General features: G+C 72.6%; 19 protein-coding genes. 14 read left to right on the forward strand and 5 right to left on the reverse strand.

What is annotated here, in order from left to right:
• Window positions 1-77: 77 nt before the first annotated feature.
• The 14 genes from O7622_RS21985 (at window position 78) to O7622_RS22050 (ending at window position 14,136) form a co-directional block, all read left to right on the forward strand.
• A complete protein-coding gene (locus O7622_RS21985) occupies window positions 78-1,187 on the forward strand; it encodes an ABC transporter substrate-binding protein (RefSeq protein ID WP_282310080.1) in 1,110 nt (369 codons plus the stop codon).
• Window positions 1,188-1,263: 76 nt separating this feature from the next.
• Window positions 1,264-2,043, forward strand: coding sequence for an ABC transporter ATP-binding protein (locus O7622_RS21990; RefSeq protein WP_120573737.1), 780 nt, complete (start codon window positions 1,264-1,266; stop codon window positions 2,041-2,043).
• 12 nt (window positions 2,044-2,055) lie between these two features.
• Complete coding sequence (locus O7622_RS21995; protein WP_282310081.1) at window positions 2,056-2,907, forward strand: ABC transporter permease; 852 nt, start codon at window positions 2,056-2,058, stop codon at window positions 2,905-2,907.
• Between the two features lie 100 nt (window positions 2,908-3,007).
• Window positions 3,008-3,754, forward strand: a complete 747-nt coding sequence (locus tag O7622_RS22000; protein ID WP_282310082.1) for an SDR family NAD(P)-dependent oxidoreductase — start codon at window positions 3,008-3,010, stop codon at window positions 3,752-3,754.
• Between the two features lie 35 nt (window positions 3,755-3,789).
• Window positions 3,790-5,154 carry a M20/M25/M40 family metallo-hydrolase gene (locus O7622_RS22005; RefSeq protein WP_282310083.1) on the forward strand — a complete coding sequence of 455 codons (1,365 nt, stop codon included), beginning with the start codon at window positions 3,790-3,792 and terminating at the stop codon, window positions 5,152-5,154.
• On the forward strand, window positions 5,151-5,978 hold the full coding sequence (locus O7622_RS22010) for an alpha/beta fold hydrolase (protein WP_282310084.1): 828 nt from the start codon (window positions 5,151-5,153) through the stop codon (window positions 5,976-5,978). Before O7622_RS22005 ends, O7622_RS22010 begins: the two co-directional genes overlap by 4 nt.
• Complete coding sequence (locus O7622_RS22015) at window positions 5,975-6,439, forward strand: Ohr family peroxiredoxin (RefSeq protein ID WP_282310085.1); 465 nt, start codon at window positions 5,975-5,977, stop codon at window positions 6,437-6,439. The genes O7622_RS22010 and O7622_RS22015 overlap by 4 nt, the downstream gene beginning before the upstream one ends.
• Entirely contained in the window at window positions 6,426-7,415 is a 990-nt protein-coding gene (locus tag O7622_RS22020) for an EamA family transporter (RefSeq protein WP_282310086.1), read from the forward strand. Before O7622_RS22015 ends, O7622_RS22020 begins: the two co-directional genes overlap by 14 nt.
• Before the next feature lie 45 nt (window positions 7,416-7,460).
• Complete coding sequence (locus tag O7622_RS22025; protein ID WP_282310087.1) at window positions 7,461-8,318, forward strand: IclR family transcriptional regulator; 858 nt, start codon at window positions 7,461-7,463, stop codon at window positions 8,316-8,318.
• Window positions 8,311-9,510: a CoA transferase gene (locus O7622_RS22030; RefSeq protein WP_282310088.1), complete on the forward strand. Its 1,200-nt coding sequence runs from the start codon at window positions 8,311-8,313 to the stop codon at window positions 9,508-9,510. The genes O7622_RS22025 and O7622_RS22030 overlap by 8 nt, the downstream gene beginning before the upstream one ends.
• 31 nt (window positions 9,511-9,541) lie before the next feature.
• The gene (locus O7622_RS22035) at window positions 9,542-10,381 is read left to right on the forward strand and encodes a cyclase family protein (RefSeq protein WP_282310089.1); all 840 of its coding nucleotides are present in this window, start codon (window positions 9,542-9,544) and stop codon (window positions 10,379-10,381) included.
• Window positions 10,374-11,780 (forward strand): MmgE/PrpD family protein, encoded by a 1,407-nt coding sequence (locus O7622_RS22040; protein ID WP_282310090.1) that lies wholly within the window; start codon window positions 10,374-10,376, stop codon window positions 11,778-11,780. Before O7622_RS22035 ends, O7622_RS22040 begins: the two co-directional genes overlap by 8 nt.
• Before the next feature lie 22 nt (window positions 11,781-11,802).
• Window positions 11,803-13,266 carry a dihydroorotase family protein gene (locus tag O7622_RS22045; protein ID WP_282310091.1) on the forward strand — a complete coding sequence of 488 codons (1,464 nt, stop codon included), beginning with the start codon at window positions 11,803-11,805 and terminating at the stop codon, window positions 13,264-13,266.
• A 12-nt stretch (window positions 13,267-13,278) separates the two neighbouring features.
• Window positions 13,279-14,136: a CoA ester lyase gene (locus O7622_RS22050; RefSeq protein WP_282310092.1), complete on the forward strand. Its 858-nt coding sequence runs from the start codon at window positions 13,279-13,281 to the stop codon at window positions 14,134-14,136.
• 136 nt (window positions 14,137-14,272) lie between these two features.
• Here the strand turns inward: O7622_RS22050 and O7622_RS22055 are convergent, their stop codons facing one another.
• The 5 genes from O7622_RS22055 to O7622_RS22075 all read right to left on the reverse strand — a co-directional run bounded on the left by O7622_RS22055 (window position 14,273) and on the right by O7622_RS22075 (window position 20,391).
• Window positions 14,273-15,172: an ROK family protein gene (locus O7622_RS22055; protein ID WP_282310093.1), complete on the reverse strand. Its 900-nt coding sequence runs from the start codon at window positions 15,170-15,172 to the stop codon at window positions 14,273-14,275.
• A gap of 95 nt (window positions 15,173-15,267) precedes the next feature.
• Window positions 15,268-16,722: a lyase family protein gene (locus O7622_RS22060; protein ID WP_282310094.1), complete on the reverse strand. Its 1,455-nt coding sequence runs from the start codon at window positions 16,720-16,722 to the stop codon at window positions 15,268-15,270.
• A 41-nt stretch (window positions 16,723-16,763) separates the two neighbouring features.
• Entirely contained in the window at window positions 16,764-17,585 is an 822-nt protein-coding gene (locus tag O7622_RS22065; protein WP_282310095.1) for a creatininase family protein, read from the reverse strand.
• Window positions 17,573-19,321 carry an iron ABC transporter permease gene (locus O7622_RS22070; RefSeq protein ID WP_282310096.1) on the reverse strand — a complete coding sequence of 583 codons (1,749 nt, stop codon included), beginning with the start codon at window positions 19,319-19,321 and terminating at the stop codon, window positions 17,573-17,575. The genes O7622_RS22065 and O7622_RS22070 overlap by 13 nt, the downstream gene beginning before the upstream one ends.
• Window positions 19,318-20,391 carry an ABC transporter ATP-binding protein gene (locus O7622_RS22075; protein ID WP_282310097.1) on the reverse strand — a complete coding sequence of 358 codons (1,074 nt, stop codon included), beginning with the start codon at window positions 20,389-20,391 and terminating at the stop codon, window positions 19,318-19,320. Before O7622_RS22075 ends, O7622_RS22070 begins: the two co-directional genes overlap by 4 nt.
• Window positions 20,392-20,404: the final 13 nt, after the last annotated feature.

The raw sequence follows: 20,404 nt of genomic DNA on the forward strand, positions 1-20,404 counted from the left end.
GCGACGGCTGATTCCCTCACCTCCGCCGTCTCGGCGGCGGAGGTGGTCTCCCCCGACTCATGACGAGGTGTGTGCATATGAAACGGAAGTGGGCTCTGCTCCCGGCGGCGCTGGCCGCCGCGCTGGTCGTGTCCGCGTGCGGCGGCGGCTCCGACGACGGCGCCGGTGGCGAGGGCAAGGAGGCGAAGCTGACCATGGCCATCGCCTCCGCCGTGATCGGCCCGAAGGAGGAGGTGGCCGTCTACGCGGTCGCCAAGGAACTCGGCTACTTCGCCGAGGAGAAGCTGACAGTCGACACGATCAACACCGACGGCTCGGTCGCCGCCCTCCAGGCGGTCGCCTCCGGCAGCGGCGACATCACCCCGGCCGACGCCGGCTCGGTGCTCGGCGCGGCGGAGAAGAACGTGCCGGTCAAGGCCGTCGGCGGCCTGGTGCAGAACTGGCCGTGGGTGATGGCGGTCAAGCCGGACTCGACGATCACCGGCGGCGCGGACCTGCGCGGCAAGAAGATCGGCGTGATCAGCCTGGCCTCCGGCTCCGCCCCGTACGCCCGCGCCTACGTCAGGGCGGCCGGACTGGATCCGGCAAAGGACGTCGAGCTGCTGCCGGTGGGTGTCGGCGCGCAGGCCGCCGCCGCGCTCAACGACGGCAAGGTCGACCTGCTGGCGCTCTACACCCAGGCGTACGCGGTCATCGAGAACGCCGGCACCGAGCTGAAGTACCTGACCAATCCGGACGTGTTCACCGGCATCCGGTCGCTCACCTTCAGCGTCGGCGCCCGCGACTTCGACGCCAAGAAGGACTCGTACGAGCGGTTCCTGCGCGCGGCGTACAAGGCGATGCTCTTCTCGGCGAAGAACCCCGAGGCCGCCATGAGGATCGGCTACAAGGTCTTCCCGCAGATCCTCGCCGGCAAGTCCGCCGACGAGCGGCTCAAGGCCGACACCGAAAGCCTCACCGCCTGGCTGAAGACGGCCACCCCGGCTGGCGGCGACCCGGAGCAGTTCGGCGACTGGGGCGCGATCAGCGACGAGGAGTGGGCGAAGACCCAGGCGTACACCAAGGAGGCCGGGCAGATCACCGGCGACGTCGACCTGAAAAAGCTGTGGGATCCGAGCCTGCTCTCCGGCGCGAACGACTTCGACAAGGCCGCGGTGCTGAGCAAGGCCGCGAACTACACCGCCTAGGCAGCGGACTGCGGAAGGGATTTCGATGGCCATCAAGGCGACGGCCCGCCGGGCGCAGACGCAGGCTCCGGCATCGGTGTCGGAAGACTCCTGGATCGAGATCGACGGGCTGGACAAGGAGTACCGGCCCCGGAAGTCGGCACCGACCCAGGCGCTGAGCGACATCAACCTGACGGTACGTCGCGGCGAGTTCATCTCGGTCGTCGGACCGTCCGGGTGCGGCAAGACCACTCTGCTGAAGATCCTCGCCGGGCTCAGCCCGAAGTCCGGCGGCGCGGTACGGATCGCCGGGCGGGACGTGACGAAGCCCCTTCCCGAGGTCGGGATGGTGTTCCAGGCACCGACGCTGCTGCCGTGGCGCACCATCTTCGACAACGTGATGGTGCCGGCGGAGATCCAGCGACTGGATCCCCGCCGGCACCGGGAACGCGCGCAGCAGTTGCTCGAGATGGTCGGTCTCAACGGCTTCGAGCAGAAGTACCCGCACGAGCTCAGCGGCGGCATGCAGCAGCGGGCCGGCATCTGCCGGGCGCTCGTGCACGACCCGGCGGTACTGCTGATGGACGAGCCGTTCGGCGCGCTCGACGCGATGACCCGTGAGTACATGAACGTGGAGCTGCTGCGCATCTGGCAGGAGAGCAACCAGACGATCGTGCTGGTCACGCACTCCATCCCGGAGGCGGTCTTCCTCTCCGACCGGGTGGTGGTGCTCAGCCCCCGGCCGGGCCGTATCGCGGAGGTCATGGACATCGACCTGGAGCGGCCGCGTGACCTCGGCGTCATGTCGTCCGACCGGGCCGGGGTCTACGTGGAGCGGATCCGCCGACACTTCAACGCCGCCGGCGTTATCGACTGACGAGGGACAGCCATGGCAACAAGCAACCTGGTCCGCGAGCCGGCCCAGCCACCGGCGCCGTCCGCCCGGCCCGCCCGGCGCAGGTTCGACCTCCGCGAGAAGCCCCAGCTCTGGCTGGTCCCGACGGTCTTCGTCGTGGTCGTGCTGGCCTGGGAGTACGGCGTCCAGCTCGTCGGCGTCGACGAGTACGTCCTGCCGCTGCCGTCGAGCGTGGTCGAGTCGTTGTGGCAGCAGCTCGGCGACGACCAGTTCTGGGGTCACTTCTGGGTGACCACCCAGGAGGCGCTGCTCGGGTTCGTGATCGGTGTCGGGGCCGCGCTGCTGCTCGGCACGTTCATCTCCCAGATCAAGATCGTCGAAGCCACCATGATGCCGTACATCGTGGCCTTCCAGACCGTGCCGAAGGTCGCCCTGGCCCCGCTGTTCGTGGTCTGGTTCGGCTTCGGCCTGACCAGCAAGGTGGTCATGGCCGCGGTGATCTCGTTCTTCCCGATGCTGGTCAACGTCATCGAGGGCCTGCGGGCCGCCGACGCCGACAAGATCCAGATGCTGACGGTGTTCGGCGCGAGCAAGCCCCAGATCTTCCGGATGGTCCGGCTGCCCAGCGCGCTGCCGTTCATCTTCGCCGGCCTGGACATCGGCATCGTCTTCGCCATCCTCGGCGCGGTCGTCGGCGAGTTCATCGGCGCGAAGGAGGGCCTGGGCTACCTGCTGCTGCAGACCAACTACAACTTCGACATCGCCGGGATGTTCGCCGTCCTGGTGGTCCTGTCGGTGATGGGTCTGGTGGCGCACTTCGTGATCCGGCTGCTGCAGAAGCGCCTGGCCTTCTGGGCCGAGGACACGAAGGTGATCGGCGCGTGACGACAGCTGACGGGACCGTCGTCACGCGTGCCGAGCACCGGCCGGGCGTGGTTCACGCCCGCCCGGCCGGTGGCCGAACGGGAAAGGCAGGACACGAGACATGAAGACCGACCCGAACCGGTTCGACGGGCGGGTGGCACTGGTCACCGGCGCGGCCCGCGGCATCGGCGCCCGTATCGCCGCGACCCTCGCGCAGCGCGGCGCGACGGTGGCGCAGGCCGACCTGCTCGACGACTGGGCGGAGGCCGAGCTGACCAGCGGCGCGCACACCCGGCACCGGGTGGACGTCCGGTCGGCCACCTCCTGCGCCGGCCTGGTGGCCGAGGTCCTGCACTCGCACGGCCGCCTCGACCTGCTGGTCAACAACGCCGGGATCGTCCGGCGCGGACCGGCCGCGACGATGTCCGAGGAGGACTTCACCACCGTCCTGGACGTCAACCTGACCGGCACGTTCCGGATGTGCCAGGCCGCGTACCCGGCGCTGCGGCAGACCCGCGGCTCGGTGGTGAACATCGGCTCCACGAACGGGCACATCGCGGTGCTGGACACGCTCGGGTACTGCGTCAGCAAGGCCGGCGTGATGCACATGGCGCGCGTGCTGGCCCTGGAGTGGGCGCCGGACCGGATCCGGGTCAACGCCGTCGGACCCACGATCGTACCCACCGACATGACCGCCGACGTCCGCGGCGACGAGGCGTACCTGGCCGACAAGCTGGCGTCGATCCCGCTGGGCCGGATGGCGCAGCCGCAGGACGTCGCCAACGCGGTCGCCCACCTGCTCAGTGACGCCGCCGCCATGACCACCGGGCAGACGATCTTCGTCGACGGCGGCGTCACCATCCACTGACCTCCCCCTCTCCGACCCCTTCTGTGAGGACCACCATGCCCAAACCGGATACCGCGGCCGCGCTGGCGGCCGTCGACGCGCACTTCGACGAGTTCGTCGAGGAACTCCAGCAGCTGTGCCGCATCCGCAGCCGCCGCCAGGAGCCGGGGCAGATGGAGGCCACCGCCGAGTTCATCGCCGGGTCGGTCCGCCGCTGGGGCGGCGAAGCCGAGATCATCCCGTGGGAGCAGTCGTACCCGTACGTGCTGGCCGAGGTGCCGGGCGAGGGTGACAAGGCGCTGCTGCACTTCACCCACTACGACGTGGAGGTCGAGCCGGCCGGTGACGACGCCGACTGGATCAGCCCGCCGTACGCGGCGGAGATCCGCGACGGCCGGCTGTACGCCCGGGGCGTGGCCGACGACAAGGGCGTCGTCATGTCCCGCATCCACGCGGCGGCCGCCTGGAAGCTGGCCGGGCTGACCCCGCCGGTGACCAGCCGGATCATCTTCGAGGGCAAGAAGTGGCTGCACAGCCCAGGTCTGGGCTCGTTCGTGCCGGCGCACGCCGACCGGATCACCAGCGACGCGGCGCTGTGGGAGAACTCCTGGCTCGACGGCGAGGACCGGCTGCTGCTCAAGCTCGCCGAGAAGGGCGTGCTCTACCTGCGGCTCACCGCGCAGACCCTGCCGCGCGACCTGACCAGCCAGAACACCGCGCTGCTGCCGGCTGCCACGGCCCGGCTGGCCGCCGCCCTGGCGCAGTTGCAGCGGCCCGACGGCACCGTGACGATCCCCGGTTTCGCCGACGACGCCCGGCCGCCGACCGACGAGGAGCGGGCGCTGCTGGAGAAGGTGGCGTTCGACGGGGACTTCCTGCGCAAGCGGGCCCAGGTCGACCGGTTCACCGGTGACCTGGACGACCAGGGCGCGGCGATCGCCATCCGGACCGTGCCGACGCTCACCGTCGCCGGTTTCGCCGGTGGCGACATGCGCGACGACGTGACGCTCGGCATCCCGTCGACCGCCTCGGCGAAGCTGGAGATCCGGCTGGTGCCGGGCCAGGACCCGGACCGGGTACTCGGCTGCGTCCGCGACCACCTGGCCGCGACCGGCTTCGGTGACCTGCGCATCGAGGTGATGGCGACCAGCCGGCCCAACCTCACCGACCACCGCGACCCGTTCGTCGCGCTGGTCGCCGACGCGGCCCGCCGGGTGTACGGGACCGAGCCGGTGATCGAGCCGTACACGCAGTGGATCGGCAACCAGGGCGTGATCGCCGACCGGCCGATCGTCGGCGTCGGCGTGTCCCGCGCCGACTCCGGTGTGGACGGCCCGAACGAGAACATCCGGCTGGACGACTACAAGGCCGGTATCAAGCACGTCATCGAGGTCATGGCGGCGCTGGCGGTGACGGAGTGACCCGGGCCCGCGGCGTGGCCCGCCGCGCCTACGTCGAGGTGCCGTGGGGTCAGGTGCACTACCGGCACGGCGGCGACGCCGACGCCCCGGTGCTGCTGATCCTGCACCAGTCCCCGCTCTCCTCGGCCACCTACGACGCGGTGATCGAGCCGCTGGCCCGCCGCGGCCTGCGCGTGATCGCCCCGGACACGCCGGGCTTCGGCATGTCCGACGCGCCGCCGCGCCCGTGGTCCATCCCGGAGTACGCGGCCGGGGTATGGCAGTTCGCCGACGCCCTCGGACTGTCCCGGGTGCACCTGCTCGGGCAGCACACCGGCGCGATCGTCGGCGCGGAGGCGCTGATGTCGGCGCCGGAGCGGGTGCACCGGCTGATCCTCCAGGGCATCCCGCTCTACGACGAGCAGGAGCGGGCGGAGAAGAAGCGGTCGTACGCGCCCGGCTACGTGCCGGCGCGCGACGGCGGGCACCTGACGGTGATCTGGGACCGGGTGTACGGCCTGTACCCGAGCCTGACCCCGGAGGAGGCGGACCGCCAGGTCACCGAGTACCTGCTGACCGGCCCGGACTACGCCACCGCGTACCGGGCGGTGTTCGACCACCACGTCGACACCGTCGCCCTGGACGCGCTGCCCATCGTGCTGCTGCACGGCGCCGAGGACCTGCTGGACCGGATGACGCCGCAGGTGCGGGCCGCGCTGCCCGGCGCCGAGCTGGTCACCATCCCCCGCGGCACCGACTTCGTGGCCGACGAGCAGCCGGAGGCGTTCGCCGACGCGGTCGCCGCGCAGGTGCACGCCGACCTCGGGCGGGAGGTGGCGGCATGAGCGCCGGCACCCCGGTCACCGAGGCGAAGGTCGTACCCGCGAACACCCTCTACACCGCCACCGTCGAGGTCTCCGGCGGCCGGGGCGGCAGCGCCCGGTCGCTGACCGGGTCGCTGCGGGTCGACCTGACCCGTCCCGCCGAGCGGGGACCGGACGCGCCCGGCACCGATCCGGAGGAGCTGTTCGCGGCCGGGTACGCGGCCTGCTTCGACAGCGCGCTCACCGTGGCCGCCCGGCAGACCGGCATCCGGCCCGGTCCGGCGACCGTCACCGCCTCGGTCTCCCTCGGGCAGACCGAGGACGGGCGGTACGCGATCGCCGTGGTGCTGGACGTGTCCGCGCCGCAGTGCCCGCAGGCCGACCTGGAACGCGCGGTGGAGCTGGCCGACCGGATGTGTCCCTACTCGAACGCCCTGCGAGGCAACACCGCGGTGGCGATCCGGGTCGATGGCCACCGCTGACCTGACCCGGCCCGCAGCGGTCCACCACCCGGCGGATCCGCCGCGGCCCGCCGGCCCGATGGCCCTGGCCGCCGGACTCGGCGCGGTCTACCTGATCTGGGGCTCGACCTACCTGGGCAACCGGGTGGCCCTGGACAGCATTCCGCCGCTGGTCGCCACCTCGGCCCGGTTCCTGGCCGCCGCGCTGCTGCTGTTCGCGGTGGCGGCGCTGCGCCGGGGACCGGCCGGGCTGCTGCTGCCCCGGCGGCAGTGGGGCGGGGTGGGGGCCAGCGGGCTGCTGATGGTCGGCGCGGGCAGCGCGCTGCTCGCACTGGGCCAGCAGTACGTGCCGACGGCGCTGACGTCGCTGCTGGTGGCCGGCATGCCGCTGTGGGTGCTGGTGCTGCGGCTGGCCGTCGGTCCACGGCCGTCGGCGCTCGCGGCCGCGGGTGTACTGGGCGGGGTGGCCGGGCTGGCGCTGCTGTTCTCGGTGCCGACGCAGGGATGGCACCTGGGCGGGATGCTGCTGGTGGTGGTCTCCACGATGGTGTGGGCGCTGGGCTCGACGCTGTCGCAGCGGCTGCACATGCCGGCCGACCACCTGGTCGGCACCGGCTGGCAGATGCTCGTCGGCGGCGTCGCGGTGGCGGTGGCCGGCGTGGTCAGCGGTGAGCTGGGGCGGTTCGATCCGGGCGACGTGACCGGCCGCTCCTGGCTGGCGTGGAGCTACCTGATGCTGGTGTGCACAGTGGTCGGCTTCAGCGTCTACACGTGGTTGCTGCGCAACGCGCCGATCCAGCTCGCGTCCACCTACGCGTACGTCAACCCGGTGGTGGCGGTCCTGCTCGGCATGATGGTGCTGGATGAATCGTTGTCCGGACGACAGGTGCTCGCCGGTGCCGTGGTGCTCGCCTCGGTGGCGCTCGTCATCGCGCGGGAGCGACCCCGGCAGGCCGGCGGCCTCCCGCCCGGGAAGACCCCCGTCGCGCCCGCCTGACGCCCGGCGACCCCGCCCACGTACGTCGACACTGGAGGAACAGAGATGATCACGACAGCGGTCGTCGAGAGCACCGCCGGCCGGACCCGCTCCGGTCTGGGACGTGCCCTCGACATCGTCAACATCATCGCCGAACGGGCACCGGAGACCCTCGGCGTGTCGACGATCGCGCGGGAACTGGGCCTGCCGAAGGCGGTCGCCCACCGGATCCTCAAGGAGCTGGTGGCCGACAACTTCCTCACCTTCAACGAGGAGACCAAGCGGTACCGCCTCGGCACCGGCGCGCTGGCGGTGGGACTGGCCGCGCTGCGCGCCCTGGACGTGCCGGACATCGCACGCCGGTACCTGGTCCGGCTGGTCCGCGACAGCGGCGAGACCGCCACGTTGTCGGTGCGGCAGGGCTGGTCGCGCGTCTACATCGACCAGGTGCTCTCGCCGCACGAGGTCCGGATGTCGGTGTCCCTGGGCACCAGCCACGCGCTGCACTCCGGGTCGTCGTCGAAGGCGATCCTGGCGGCGCTGCCGGACGCCGAGGTGGACGACTACCTCGGCCACCACCCGCTGGACGCGGTCACCCCGGCCACCATCACCTCCACCGCGAAGCTGCGGGCCGAGCTGGCCCGGGTCCGGCGCCAGGGGTACGCGGTGAGCATGGGCGAACGGCAGAACGGCGCCGGGAGTGTGGCAGCGCCGGTGCGCTACGCGACCGGGCAGGTGTTCGGCTCGATCTCGCTGTGCGGGCCGCAGAACCGGTTCACCCCGGAGGTGTGCGCCGCGCACGGGGCGCTGGTCGCCGCGGCGGCGGCGGAGATCTCCGCCGAACTGGGTTTCCGGCCGCCGGCGCAGCGTGTCGGCGGCCGGACGGGTCAGGAACAGAACCGGGGAGGTGGAACAGGTGAATGACGGACCGCTGACGGGCCTGCGGGTGCTGGACGTCTCGACGATCCTCGCCGGGCCGCTGTGCTGTCAGATCCTCGGCGACTACGGCGCCGACGTGATCAAGATCGAGCACCCGACCATGGGTGACAGCATGCGCGGCCACGGCAAGGCCAGGGACGGCCATCCCCTGTGGTGGAAGGAGATCTCCCGCAACAAGCGGCTGGTCGGGCTGAACCTGTCCGCGCCGGAGGGCGCGGCGCTGCTGCTGCGGCTGGCCGAGCGGGCCGACGTGCTGGTGGAGAACTTCCGGCCGGGCACGCTGGAGCGCTGGGGCGTCGGCCCGGAGGAGCTGCACCGGGTCAACCCCGGTCTGGTGATCGCCCGGGTCACCGGCTTCGGGCAGACCGGCCCGTACGCCTCCCGCGCCGGGTTCGGCACGCTGGCCGAGGCGATGAGCGGCTTCGCCCACCTGACCGGCGCCGCCGACGGCCCGCCCACGCTGCCCGCGTTCGGGCTGGCGGACAGCATCTGCGGCATCGCCACCTCGTCGGCCGTGATGATGGCGCTCTGGCACCGGGAGCGCTCCGGCGGCCGGGGCCAGGTCGTCGACATGAACCTGCTGGAACCGATCATGACCGCTGTCGGTCCCGGTCCCACCGTCTACGACCAGCTCGGCGTGGTGGAGCAGCGGCAGGGCAACCGCTCGACGAACAACGCGCCCCGCAACACGTACCAGACCAGGGACGGCTCGTGGGTGGCGATCTCCACCAGCGCCCAGGCCATCGCCGAACGGGTGCTGCGGCTGGTGGGCCACCCCGAGGTGATCGACGAGCCGTGGTTCCGTACCGGCGTCGGGCGGGTGGCGCACGCGGACCTGCTCGACGAGTACGTGGGCTCGTGGATCGCCGAGCGGACCCGCGACGAGGTCGCCGCCGCGTTCGCCGAGGCCGGTGCCGCTGTCGCCCCGGTCTACAGCGCCAAGGACATCGTCGAGGACCCGCACGTCCAGGCCACCGAGATGATCACCACGGTCGACGACCCGGACCTCGGCCCGATGCGGATGCACAACGTCATGTGGCGGATGTCGGAGACGCCGGGCCGGATCCGGTTCACCGGCCGCTCCCCCGGCGCCGACACCGACGCCCTGCTCGTCGGGGAACTCGGCTGCGACCCGGCCGAGATCGCCGACCTGAAAGCCCGTGGCGTCGTCGCCTGACGACGCCGACAGCCGAAACGCGAGGAACCCCGTGGGCACCACAGCCAGAACCGCCGACCGCCTGCTCGACGCCGTGCAGGCCGGCGTCACGATCTACGACCTGGGCCGGCGGCTGACCGTCGGCATGCCGCAGTCACCGAACCACCCGGCGTTCGGGCTCACCCTGCCGCGCCGCCACGGCGACATGGTGCGGGCCGACGGCGGTTCCGCCGCCAACGACCTGCTGGTGATGGGCACGCACGTCGGCACGCACGTCGACGCGCTCGCGCACGTCTCCCAGGACGGCCGGCTGCACGGCGGCGCCGACGCCGCCGTGGCGCAGGTCGGCGGCCGGTTCGACGAGCTGGGCGTGCACACGGTCGCGCCGATGGTGCGCCGCGGCGTGCTGCTGGACGTGCCCGCCGCGCTGGGCGTCCAGAGCTGCGAGCCCGGCTACGAGATCACCCCCGCCGACCTGGACGCCGCGGTGTCCCGGCAGGGCACGCCGGTGGGCCCTGGTGACGTCGTGCTCATCCGCAGCGGGTGGGGCCGGCTGTTCGACCACGAGGACCGCAGCGTGTACGTCGGCAAGGACTCCGGCGTACCCGGCGTCGGGGCGGACGGCGCGACGTGGCTGGCGCAGCGCCGGGTGCACGCCGCCGGCGCGGACACCATCGCGTTCGAGTGCCTGCCGCCGGGCAAGGGCCACAGCTCGCTGCCGGCGCACCGGATCCTCCTCGTCGAGCACGGCGTCTACCTGATCGAGACGATGGCGCTGGAGGAGCTGGCCCGCGACGGGGTGCACGAGTTCACCTTCGTCGTGGCGCCGCTACCGCTGTACGGCGCCACCGGCTCCCCGGTGCGCCCGCTGGCGGTGATCGGCCGTGGCTGAGCCGACCCTGGGCCGCCACCTGGCCGCCTTCGCCGCCGACACCGCCGCCGAGACGCTGCCCGGCGAGGTGGTCGCCAGCGTCCGGGCCCGCGTCCTGGACGTGCTCGGGCTGTGTGTGGCGGCCCGGCCGCTGCCGACCAGCCAGGCGGCCCTTGACTACGTCGCCGAGCAGGGCGGCCGGGGCCAGGCCACCGCTGTCGGCCTGGACGAGAAGGTTCCGGCGGCGCTGGCCGCGTTCGCCAACGGCGTGCTGGCGCACTCGCTCGACTACGACGACACGCACCTGCCGTCGGTGCTGCACCCCAGCGCGTCGGTGGTGCCGGCCGCGCTCGCCACTGCCGAGGCCTCCGGGGCGTCCGGGCGGGAGACCGTCGCGGCCATCGCTGTCGGCCTGGAGGTGTGCGTCCGGCTCGGCATGGCCGGCTACGACCCGGCGGCCGGCAACTCCGTCTTCTTCGAGCACGGGCAGCATGCCACCTCGATCTGCGGCACGCTCGGCGGCGCGGTCGCGGCGGCCCGGCTGCTGAAGCTGGACGCCGACGGCGCGCTCGACGCGCTCGGCGTGTCCGCCTCGATGGCGGCCGGGCTGATCGAGTCCAACCGCAACGGCGGCACCGTCAAGCGGATCCACTGCGGCTGGGCGGCGCACGCGGCGGTCAGCGCCGCGCAGCTGGCCCGGCACGGCGTGACCGGCCCGGCGACGGTGCTGGAGGGACGCTTCGGCTTCTTCCAGGCGTTCCTGCGCGGCGAGTTCGACGGCGACGAGGTCGTCCGTGGGCTCGGCACCGACTGGGCGGTACCGGGCATCTTCGTCAAGCCGTACCCGGCGAACCACTTCACCCACGCCGCCATCGACGCGGCGATCGCGCTGCGCGAGCACGGGCTGCCGCTGGACGACATCGAGTCGATCACGCTCGGCGTGCCGACGCCGACGGTGCGCACCATCGGCCAGCCCATCGAACGCAAGCGCGCCCCGCAGACCGGCTACGAGGCGCAGTTCAGCGGCCCGTACGCGGTCGTCGCCGGCCTGATCGGCGGCGGCGGTCTCGGCGTGGACCTCGCCGACTTCACCGACGCCCTGGCACACGACCCGCAGCGGCGGGCGCTGATGGCGCTGGTCGACGTGGTGGGCGACGAGCGGTGCGACGCGATCTTCCCGCACCAGTTCCCGGCCGTGCTGCGGGTGGTCACCCGCGACGGGCGGGAGTGGGTGCAGGAGGTGCTCACCAACCGGGGCGGGCCGCAGCGTCCGCTCAGCGACGCCGACCTGGCGGTCAAGTTCCGCACCAACGCCGCCGCCCTGCCGGAGGCGACCGCCGACCGCATCACCGAGGAGGTCCACCGGCTGGACCGGGCCCCCGACGTCCACGGCCTGATGGGCCTGATCAACCGCCGCTGAACCGAGCACGAGGAGCAACACCATGAGCACCTACGACCTGCTGCTGACGAACGTCCGCGTGGTCCGGCACGACCGGCCCGAGCCCGAGCTGATGGACATCGGCGTCACCGACGGGCGGATCAGCCGCGTCGCCCCGCGGATCGACCGGGCGGAGGCCGCCCAGGTCGTCGACGGCGGCGGCCGGCTCGCCTTCCCCGGCGTGGTCGACGCGCACCAGCACTGGGGCATCTACAACCCGCTGAGCGAGGACGCCGTCTCGGAGAGCCGCGCCTCGGTGCAGGGCGGCGTCACCACGGCGCTGAACTACATGCGCACCGGGCAGTACTACCTCAACCGGGGCGGCCGGTACGCGGACTTCTTCCCCGAGGTGCTGGCCGCCACGGAGGGCCGCTCCCACATCGACTACGGCTTCCACCTGGCACCGATGTCGCGGGAGCACATCGGCGAGGTGCCGTCGCTGGTCGAGGAGCACGGGGTCACCTCGTTCAAGATCTTCATGTTCTACGGCAGCCACGGCCTGCACGGCCGCTCCGCCGACCAGAACTCGTTCCTGATGATCCCGGAGGGCGAGCGGTACGACTACGCCCACTTCGAGTTCGTGATGCGGGGCGTCCAGGCGGCCCGCGAGCGGTTCCCGGAGCTGGCCGACGAGATCTCGCTGTCGCTGCACTGCGAGACCGCCGAGATCATGAGCGCGTACACCAGGCAGGTCGAGCAGGACGGCACGCTGCGCGGGCTGGAGGCGTACCACGCCTCGCGGCCGCCGCACTCCGAGGGACTGGCCGTGTCGATCGCGTCGTACCTGGCGCACGAGACCGGGCTGCCGAAGATCAACCTGCTGCACCTGTCGTCGGAGAAGGCTGTCGACGCGGCGCTGCGGATGGCGCGGGCGTTCCCGCACATCGACTTCCGCCGCGAGGTGACCATCGGCCACCTGGTGGCCGACATCGACACCGCGCACGGTCTGGGCGGCAAGGTCAACCCGCCGCTGCGCCCGCGCGCCGACGTCGAGGCGCTCTGGGGGTACGTCCTGGACGGCGAGATCGACTGGGTGGTCAGCGACCACGCCTGCTGCCGGGACGAGGTCAAGTTCGGTGAGCCGCGCGACGACATCTTCGTCGCCAGGTCCGGGTTCGGCGGCGCCGAGTACCTGCTGCCCGGCCTGGTCACCGAGGGCAGCCGGCGCGGCCTGTCGTACCAGCGGGTGGCGGAGCTGACCTCCTGGAACCCGGCGCGGCGTTTCGGCCTGCGCAACAAGGGCGCTCTGGTGCAGGGCTACGACGCCGACGTCTGCCTGGTCGACCCCGACTCGACCTGGACGGTACGCGCGGAGGACTCCGAGTCGGCGCAGGAGTACACGCCGTTCGAGGGCTTCGAGCTGACCGCCCGGGTCACCGACACCTTCGTCCGGGGACAGCACGTGCTCGTCGACGGCAAGGTGACCGGCGAGCCGGCCGGCCGCTACCTCGCCCGCCCGCAGCGGTAGGGGGACCGACGGATGGCTGTGGCGCGCAGTTACCTGTACGTGCCGGGCGACCGGGCGGACCTGCTGGACAAGGCTGCCGGGCGGGGCGCGGACGCGCTCGTGCTCGACCTGGAGGACGCGGTCACGCCGGCCCGCAAGACGCAGGCCCGGGAGACGGTCGCCGGGTTCCTGGGCACCGCCGCGCCGTCCGGCCCCGCGCTGTGGGTGCGGATCAACAGCGACCAGGTCGAGGCGGACGTCGAGGTGCTCTCCCCCGCCGCGGCCGGGGTGTGGGTGCCGAAGGCCGAGCCGGACCTGCTCGCGGAGGTCGACGCCGCGCTGACCCGGGTGCAGCGGCGGCTCGGCCCGGACGCCCCGGCGTTCCGGGTGGTGGCGCTGATCGAGACCGCCCTTGGCGTGCTCACCGCGCCGCGGGTGGCCGCCGCGCCACGGGTGCTGCGGCTCGGCCTCGGCGAGGCGGACCTCGCCGGTGAGCTGGGGTTGCAGCCGGGGCCGGACCGCGCCGAGTTCGCCCCGATCCGCTCCCAGGTCGTCGTCGCGTCGGCGGCAGCCGGCATCGCCCCCGCGGTGGGGCCGGTGGAGACCACGCTGCGCGATCCGGAACGACTGGAGCGGACCACCTGGGCGCTGCTGCGGCAGGGCTTCCGGGCCCGCAGCGCCGTCCACCCCGGGCAGATCGCGACGATCAACGAGGTGTTCACCCCCACCGAGGCCGAGGTGGCCTCCGCCCGGGCCGTGCTGGAGGCGCTGGAGCGGGCCGAACGCGGTGGCTCCGGGGTGGCCACCGACGCCGCCGGCCGACTGCTGGACCGGGCCGTGGTGCGCGCCGCCACCGAGGTGGTACGCCGCGCCGAGGCGTCCGCCGGCTGACCCGTGACGCCGGGCCGGGACCGCCGACAGGTGCGGCGTGCCCCGGCCGTGGCGTGTCGTGGACATGGCGTCGGGGCGCGCCGAGGACGGCGCCGGACAGGGAGCCCCACCGCACCCAGCCCGGCGCCCGGCGCGGTCAGACCACGGCGGGCTGGGCCTCGCCGGCCATGGCGAGCGCGCCGAGCAGCGCGGCGTCCTGCGCGAAGTCCGACAGCACGATCTCCGGCGGGTACGGCAGCGTGTGGGTGAGCCGCTCGGTCAGCAACTCCCGCACCAGGTCGTTGCCGGCGACGCCGCCGACCAGCACGATCCGCTGCGGGTCGAGCAACAGGCAGCACGTGACCAGCTGGCGGGCCAGTTCGTCGACGCGCAGGCGGAGCTGCTCGCGTACCGGGCCGGGCTGTTCCGCTGCCGCGCACAGGCCAGCGGCCCGGCCGTGCACGCCGAGGCGCTGCGCCAGCTCGTCCAGGGCCCGGCCGGAGAACGTCGCCTCCAGCATCGGTTCCAGGCGGGGTGGCCAGCTGAGGTCGGTCAGTCCGTACGCGATCTCGCCGGCCGCGCCGTGGCGGCCCGGCAGCACCTCGCCGTTGACCGTCACCGCGGCGGCCACCCCGGTCCCGAGCCCGACGACGAGCCCTGGATCGGCGTCGCGCAGGGCCCCGAGCCGCAGCTCGGCGTGGGCGGCGGCCTTCAGGTCGTTCGTCACCCGCACGTGCGCGAGGTTCAGGTGGGCGCGGACCGCCTCGCCCAGCCGCAGCTGCTCCCAGCCGGGGACGTTCGGCGCCAGCTCGACGCCGTCGTCGTGGACGACGCCGGGCGAGGCGATGCCGGCCGCGACGATCGTGCCGCCGGTCTGCTCGGCGAGTTCACACGCCCGGTCCAGCGCCCGGGTGAGGGCCTGTTGCGCGCCCTGCTCGGCGATCGTGGGCAGGCGCTCGGAGGCGAGCAGCCGGCCGTCGGTGTCGCCCACGCCGATCGCCATCTTGGTGCCGCCGAAGTCGATGCCGAGCAGGCGTGGATTTGCCGGTCGTTCCATGGTGATGTCAGATCGCCCTTCGGGCCGTCGGTCCAGATCGCGTGGTCGCCGCGACACGACGTCCGCGACCACGGCCAGCTGCGTCCGCCGCCCCGTCACGGGCCTACCCTCGCCGCGACCGCCTCGGCGAGAGCCGCGTCGGCACGGGTCAGCCGCTCGCGCAACGCCTGCGCCCGCTCCTGCACCGCGTCGAGCATTGTAGACAGTCGTCCGACCTGGTCCCGGACGGCCGCCTCGCCGGGGCCGTCGGCCTGGGCGCGGCGCAGCACGAGTTCCGGGCGGACCGCGGCGGCCAGCAGGTCCCGTACCGCGGTGTCGCCGACCGTCAGACCGAGGTCGGCGGCGGTGGACCGGACCAGATCCTCGGTCCAGGTCGCCGGCGCTCCGCCGCGGACCAGCCGGCCGAGCAGCGAGTGGGCGCCCCGGAACGGCACGCCGTGGCGGGCCAGCGCGTCGGCCGCCGCGGTCGTGGTGGCGCCGGAGGCGACGATCTCCTCGCCGGACGGCGGGTGCCGCGGGTCCAGCTTCTCGATCAGGCCGCCGAGCAGGGAGAAGAACCGGTACGCCCGGTCGTCGCCGTCCCAGAGCCGGGCCTGCACGTCGGTGGTGGCGTTGTTCGAGTCCTCCCACCAGGCGGCGCCGACGTTGTTGAGCACGCTCGCCGCGTCGGCCGCCGATGCGCCGGCCATCGAGACGAGGTGTTCCAGCACCACCGGGTTGCGCTTCTGCGGCATGATGCTGCTGCCCTGGGTGAACTCGCCGGGCGTGACCACCCAGCCCCAGCTCAGCCAGTCCATCAGGGTGCGGGCGAGCCGGGCGCCGGTGGCGAGCGCCTGCGCGTTGAGCGTGGCGACCCGGACCAGGTGGTCGGCGCCGGCCACCGCCTCGTACGAGTTGACGATGAGCCGGTCGAAGCCGAGCAGGTCGGCCAGCCGGCGGGGCGAGATGTCCAGGTCGGTGCCGGCGAAGGCGCAGGAGCCCAGCGGCGAACGGTTCATCTCGTCCAGCAGGCAGGCGTACGCGGCGGCCTCGCCGGCGAGCGCCTCGGCGTAGCCGGCGAAGACGTGCCCGATGCTGGTCGGCTGGGCCGGGCGGCGGTGCGTGTAGCCGGTGATCACCACGTCGGCGTGCCGGTCCGCGCGGTCCAGCACGGTACGGCCGGTCGTCAGCAGCGCGTCGAGCACCTGGAGCAGCTGGTCGCGCAGCACCATCCGGAAGACGCCGGCGTCGAGGTCGTTGCGGCTGCGCGCGAGCTGCACGCTCAACTGCGACACCTCGATGCCGGCCGCGGCGGCGAGGCGCTTCTCCAGCGTGTAGTAGACGTCCTCGACGCTGCCGTCGTACTCCAGTTCCTCGGGCCGGTCCGCGGCGAGGGCGACCAGGCCGCGCAGCATCGTCGCGGCGGCGTCGTCGGAGATCAGCCCCTGCTCGGCGAGCATGACGACGTGGGCCTTGCTGGCCGTGACCATCGCCGGGTAGAGGTGGGCGACGTGGTGGTCGAACACGACGCGCAGGTGGTGCTGTTGGTAGACGGTCAGTGACGGGCTCATGGAGGCCTCCCGAGGTGGTGCGTGATCCTGGAGCGTGACTGTCATCCGGCCGGCTGGTCGGGCCGGTCGGCGCCGGGCGGCCCCGGCAGCGGCGCGGCGAGCCACGCCCCGACCAGCTCGCGCAGGCGGGTGCCGGCGGTGGCGCGGATCCGTCCGCCGGCCTCCTCACCTGCCAGCGAGACGTGGCCCGACCAGCCCTGCCAGGGGTCGGGGCGCGACTCCACCAGCACGTACGGGTACGGGGTGGGCAGTTTCGGCTTCGGCGGCAGGTCCGGCGCCGCGTCCAGGCGTACCGCGGCCGGGTCGAAGCCGAGCACGGCGGAACTCTCGTACGCGCCGCCGTGCCCGCGGGCCGGCAGGTCGCCGAACATCTCGGCCGTCTCGTCCGGGCCGACGAGCTGGAACCAGTTCACCAGCATCATGCTGGCCCGGTGCCGGCCGGACACCCACTCCATCGCGGCCCGGACGGTGGACATGTTGGCGTCGTGCCCGTTGACCACGAGCACGCGGGTGAAGCCCGCCTCGACGATGCCGGCGAGCACGTCGGCGAGGTAGCCGACGGCGATCTCCGGCCGCAGCGCCACAGTGCCCGGCCAGGGCCGGGTCTGACCCGGGCAGGCGGCGTACGGCGTGGCCGGGAACAGCACCGCCCGGGCCGGACCGGTGGCCAGCTCCCCGGCGAAGCCCTCGGCCAGAATCAGGTCGGTACCGATCGGCAGGTGCGGACCGTGCCACTCGACCGCGCCGACCGGCAGCACCGCCAGGTCGGCCGCCTCGGTCACGGCGGCGAACGCGTGCCCGGGTACCCGGGTGACCGGGAGCAGTCCTCCTCCGGTCTCCCACCGCTCGATCAGTTCGTCCACTGCTCGGCCCTCCGGGTCGCGGTGCGGCTGCTCTCCAGCCGTCCGGAGAACCACATCACCACGAAGATGAGCAGCACCTGGAGCATGCCGTAGGCGGCCGCGGTGCCCAGCTCGAAGCTGTACATGCGGTTGTTGATGGCGACCGAGATCGGGACCGTCGACGAGGTGTAGATGAGCACCGAGGCGACGAACTCGCCGACGCCGTGCACGAACGCCAGCAGCGCGCCGGCGAGTACGCCGGGCAGCATCAGCCGCACGGTGATCGTGTAGAACGCGCGCAGCCAGGAGGCACCCAGGTTGCGCGCGGCGTCCTCCAGCGACGGGTCGATCAGGGCCAGCGTCGCGGAGCTGGACCGGAACACGATCGGCAGGAACCGCACGAAGTAGGCGAGCGGCAGGATCCAGAACGTGCCGACCAGCACCTGCCCGAAGCTGAACGCGTTGCCGGTGCTGAAGGCCGAGATCAGGTTGATCGCGACGACCGTGCCGGGCAGCGCCCAGGCGATCATCACGGCCACGTCGAGCAGGCCGCGCCCGACGAACTTCAGCCGCCGCACCGCGTACGCGATGAGCACGCCGATCACCACGCAGCCCACGACCGCGATGAGGCTCATCTGCACCGAGTTGAGGATCGGCTGGAACGCCTTGGGATCGGTGAAGATGGTGACGAAGTTCTCGAACGTGTACGTCGGCGGGAGCACCTCGGTGGTCCAGGACCGGTCCTCGGAGAACGCGACGAGCGCGATCGCGCCGACCGGGGCGAGCAGGACCAGCGTGGCCAGCACCGAGGCGAGCGGGGCGAGCCAGCGGCCGATCGGGTTGGTGATCTCCCGCCGGACCGCCGAGACGCCCTTGGACTGCGACTGGTAGTTGCGCCGCCCCTCGTACCAGCGCATGCCCAGCAGGAAGATGATCGAGACGATGCCGAGCACCGAGGCGTACGCCGAGGCCATCGGCAGGTCGCCGTTGGTGCGGTTGATGTAGATCTGCATCGTCATGGTCTGACTGACGTTGAACAGCAGTGGCGCGGTGTAGGACGCCAGCGACGTCATGAAGACCAGCAGCGACGCCGAGATCAGCGCCGGGGTGAGCATCGGCAGCAGGACGGTGCGCCACACGCGTACCCGGCCCGCGCCGAGGTTGTACGCCGCCTCCTCGACCGACGGGTCCATCCCGGCCAGCGCCGCGGAGGCGGCCAGGAAGAAGAACGGGTACATGGTGAACGTGTGCACCACGAGCACACCGGCGATGCCGTCGAAGGCCAGGACCGGCTTCTCGGTGCCGAGCAGTGCCTGGAGGCCGCGCGGCACGATGCCGATGTTGCTGTAGAGCAGCTGGAACGACACGGCGCCGATCAGCGGCGGCAGGGCCGCCGGCACCAGGATGAACGCCTCGATGAGCCGCCGGCCGCGGAAGTGGAAGCGCTTGAGCAGGAACGCCATCGCCACGCCGACGACACCGCAGAGCAACACGCTCGCGGCCGAGATGAACAGCGAGGTGAACAGCGACTCGCGGGCCACCCCGGAGGAGGAGAGGAACTGGAGGTAGTTGTCGGTGCCGTCGGCGCTGACGCTCTCCCGGAAGGTGGCGAACATCGGCTGGACGACGAAGCCCCAGAGCACCAGGACCAGCGGCAGCACCAGCAGGTAGGGGAACCATCGTGAGTTCGCCCCGCCGGCCAGGCGCCGGCCGAGGGCCGCCACCCAGCCGGGGGCGGTCGGGGTCGCAGCGGTCACGGCGTGACCACCCAGAGCCGCTCCGGTACGAGCCGCAGGCCCACGACGTCGCCGAGCTTGATGCCGGCGGGCGCGTCGACCAGCGCGGCCATCACCTCGTCACCGTCGACGTCGACTGTGACGTGGGTGGCCATGCCGGTGAACTCGACGTGGCCGACCCGGCCGCGCATGGCCGCGGTGTCGTCGTCGCCGCCGAGCGCGATGTGCTCGGGGCGGGCGGAGACCAGTGCGGTGTCACCCGCGGCGAGCCCGTGTCCGGCGGGAGCGCCGACCTCGATCGTGGCGCCGCCGGGCAGGCGTACCTGGACGCGCTGCTCCGCCGCGCCGGTCACCGGCAGGCTCAGCACGTTGCTGCGTCCGATGAACCGGGCCACGAACGCGTTCGCGGGCTGGTAGTAGACCTCGTGCGGGGTGCCTACCTGCTGGACCCGGCCGGACTCCATCACGGCGATCCGGTCCGACATCGCCATCGCCTCGGCCTGGTCGTGCGTGACGTAGATCGAGGTGGTGCCGCTCTCCCGCTGGATGCGCCGGATCTCGGCACGCGTCTCCTCGCGCAGTTTCGCGTCGAGGTTCGACAGCGGCTCGTCGAGCAGCATGGTGCGGGGACGGATCACCAGGGCCCGCGCCAGCGCGACGCGCTGCTGCTGGCCGCCGGAGAGCGCGTCGATGCGCCGGTCGCCGTAGCCGGCGAGGTGCACCTGTTCGAGCGCCTCGGTGACCCGGCGGGCCTGCTCGGCGCGGGAGACCCGGCGGACCTTGAGCCCGTACGCGACGTTCTGCGCCACCGTCATGTGCGGGAACAGCGCGTAGTTCTGGAACACCATGCCGGTGTCCCGCTTGTTCGGCGTCCAGTGGGTGACGTCGTCGTCGCCGAAGTGGATGTGACCGGACGTCGGGAAGTAGAAGCCGGCCACCATGCGCAGCGTCGTCGTCTTGCCACAACCGCTCGGCCCGAGCAGCGTGAAGAACTCGCCGGCCCCGATGGTGACGGTGACGTCATCGACCGCCGCGGAGTCGCTCGACTTGGCGAAGCGCTTACTGACCGCCGTCAGTCGGACATCGATCATTTCGTGGGTCCTT

Source organism: Micromonospora sp. WMMD1076, assembly GCF_029581475.1.
GTDB lineage: Bacteria > Actinomycetota > Actinomycetes > Mycobacteriales > Micromonosporaceae > Micromonospora > Micromonospora aurantiaca.

Bases quoted from the DNA above. Each gene is read 5' to 3' on its own strand.
- O7622_RS22020 (WP_282310086.1), top strand. From the start codon at position 6,426: ATGGCCACCGCTGACCTGACCCGGCCCGCAGCGGTCCACCACCCGGCG.
- O7622_RS22000 (WP_282310082.1), top strand. From the start codon at position 3,008: ATGAAGACCGACCCGAACCGGTTCGACGGGCGGGTGGCACTGGTCACC.
- O7622_RS22025 (WP_282310087.1), top strand. From the start codon at position 7,461: ATGATCACGACAGCGGTCGTCGAGAGCACCGCCGGCCGGACCCGCTCC.
- O7622_RS22055 (WP_282310093.1), bottom strand. From the start codon at position 15,172: ATGGAACGACCGGCAAATCCACGCCTGCTCGGCATCGACTTCGGCGGC.
- O7622_RS22075 (WP_282310097.1), bottom strand. From the start codon at position 20,391: ATGATCGATGTCCGACTGACGGCGGTCAGTAAGCGCTTCGCCAAGTCG.
- O7622_RS22045 (WP_282310091.1), top strand. From the start codon at position 11,803: ATGAGCACCTACGACCTGCTGCTGACGAACGTCCGCGTGGTCCGGCAC.
- O7622_RS22060 (WP_282310094.1), bottom strand. From the start codon at position 16,722: ATGAGCCCGTCACTGACCGTCTACCAACAGCACCACCTGCGCGTCGTG.
- O7622_RS21995 (WP_282310081.1), top strand. From the start codon at position 2,056: ATGGCAACAAGCAACCTGGTCCGCGAGCCGGCCCAGCCACCGGCGCCG.
- O7622_RS22050 (WP_282310092.1), top strand. From the start codon at position 13,279: ATGGCTGTGGCGCGCAGTTACCTGTACGTGCCGGGCGACCGGGCGGAC.
- O7622_RS22015 (WP_282310085.1), top strand. From the start codon at position 5,975: ATGAGCGCCGGCACCCCGGTCACCGAGGCGAAGGTCGTACCCGCGAAC.
- O7622_RS21985 (WP_282310080.1), top strand. From the start codon at position 78: ATGAAACGGAAGTGGGCTCTGCTCCCGGCGGCGCTGGCCGCCGCGCTG.
- O7622_RS22005 (WP_282310083.1), top strand. From the start codon at position 3,790: ATGCCCAAACCGGATACCGCGGCCGCGCTGGCGGCCGTCGACGCGCAC.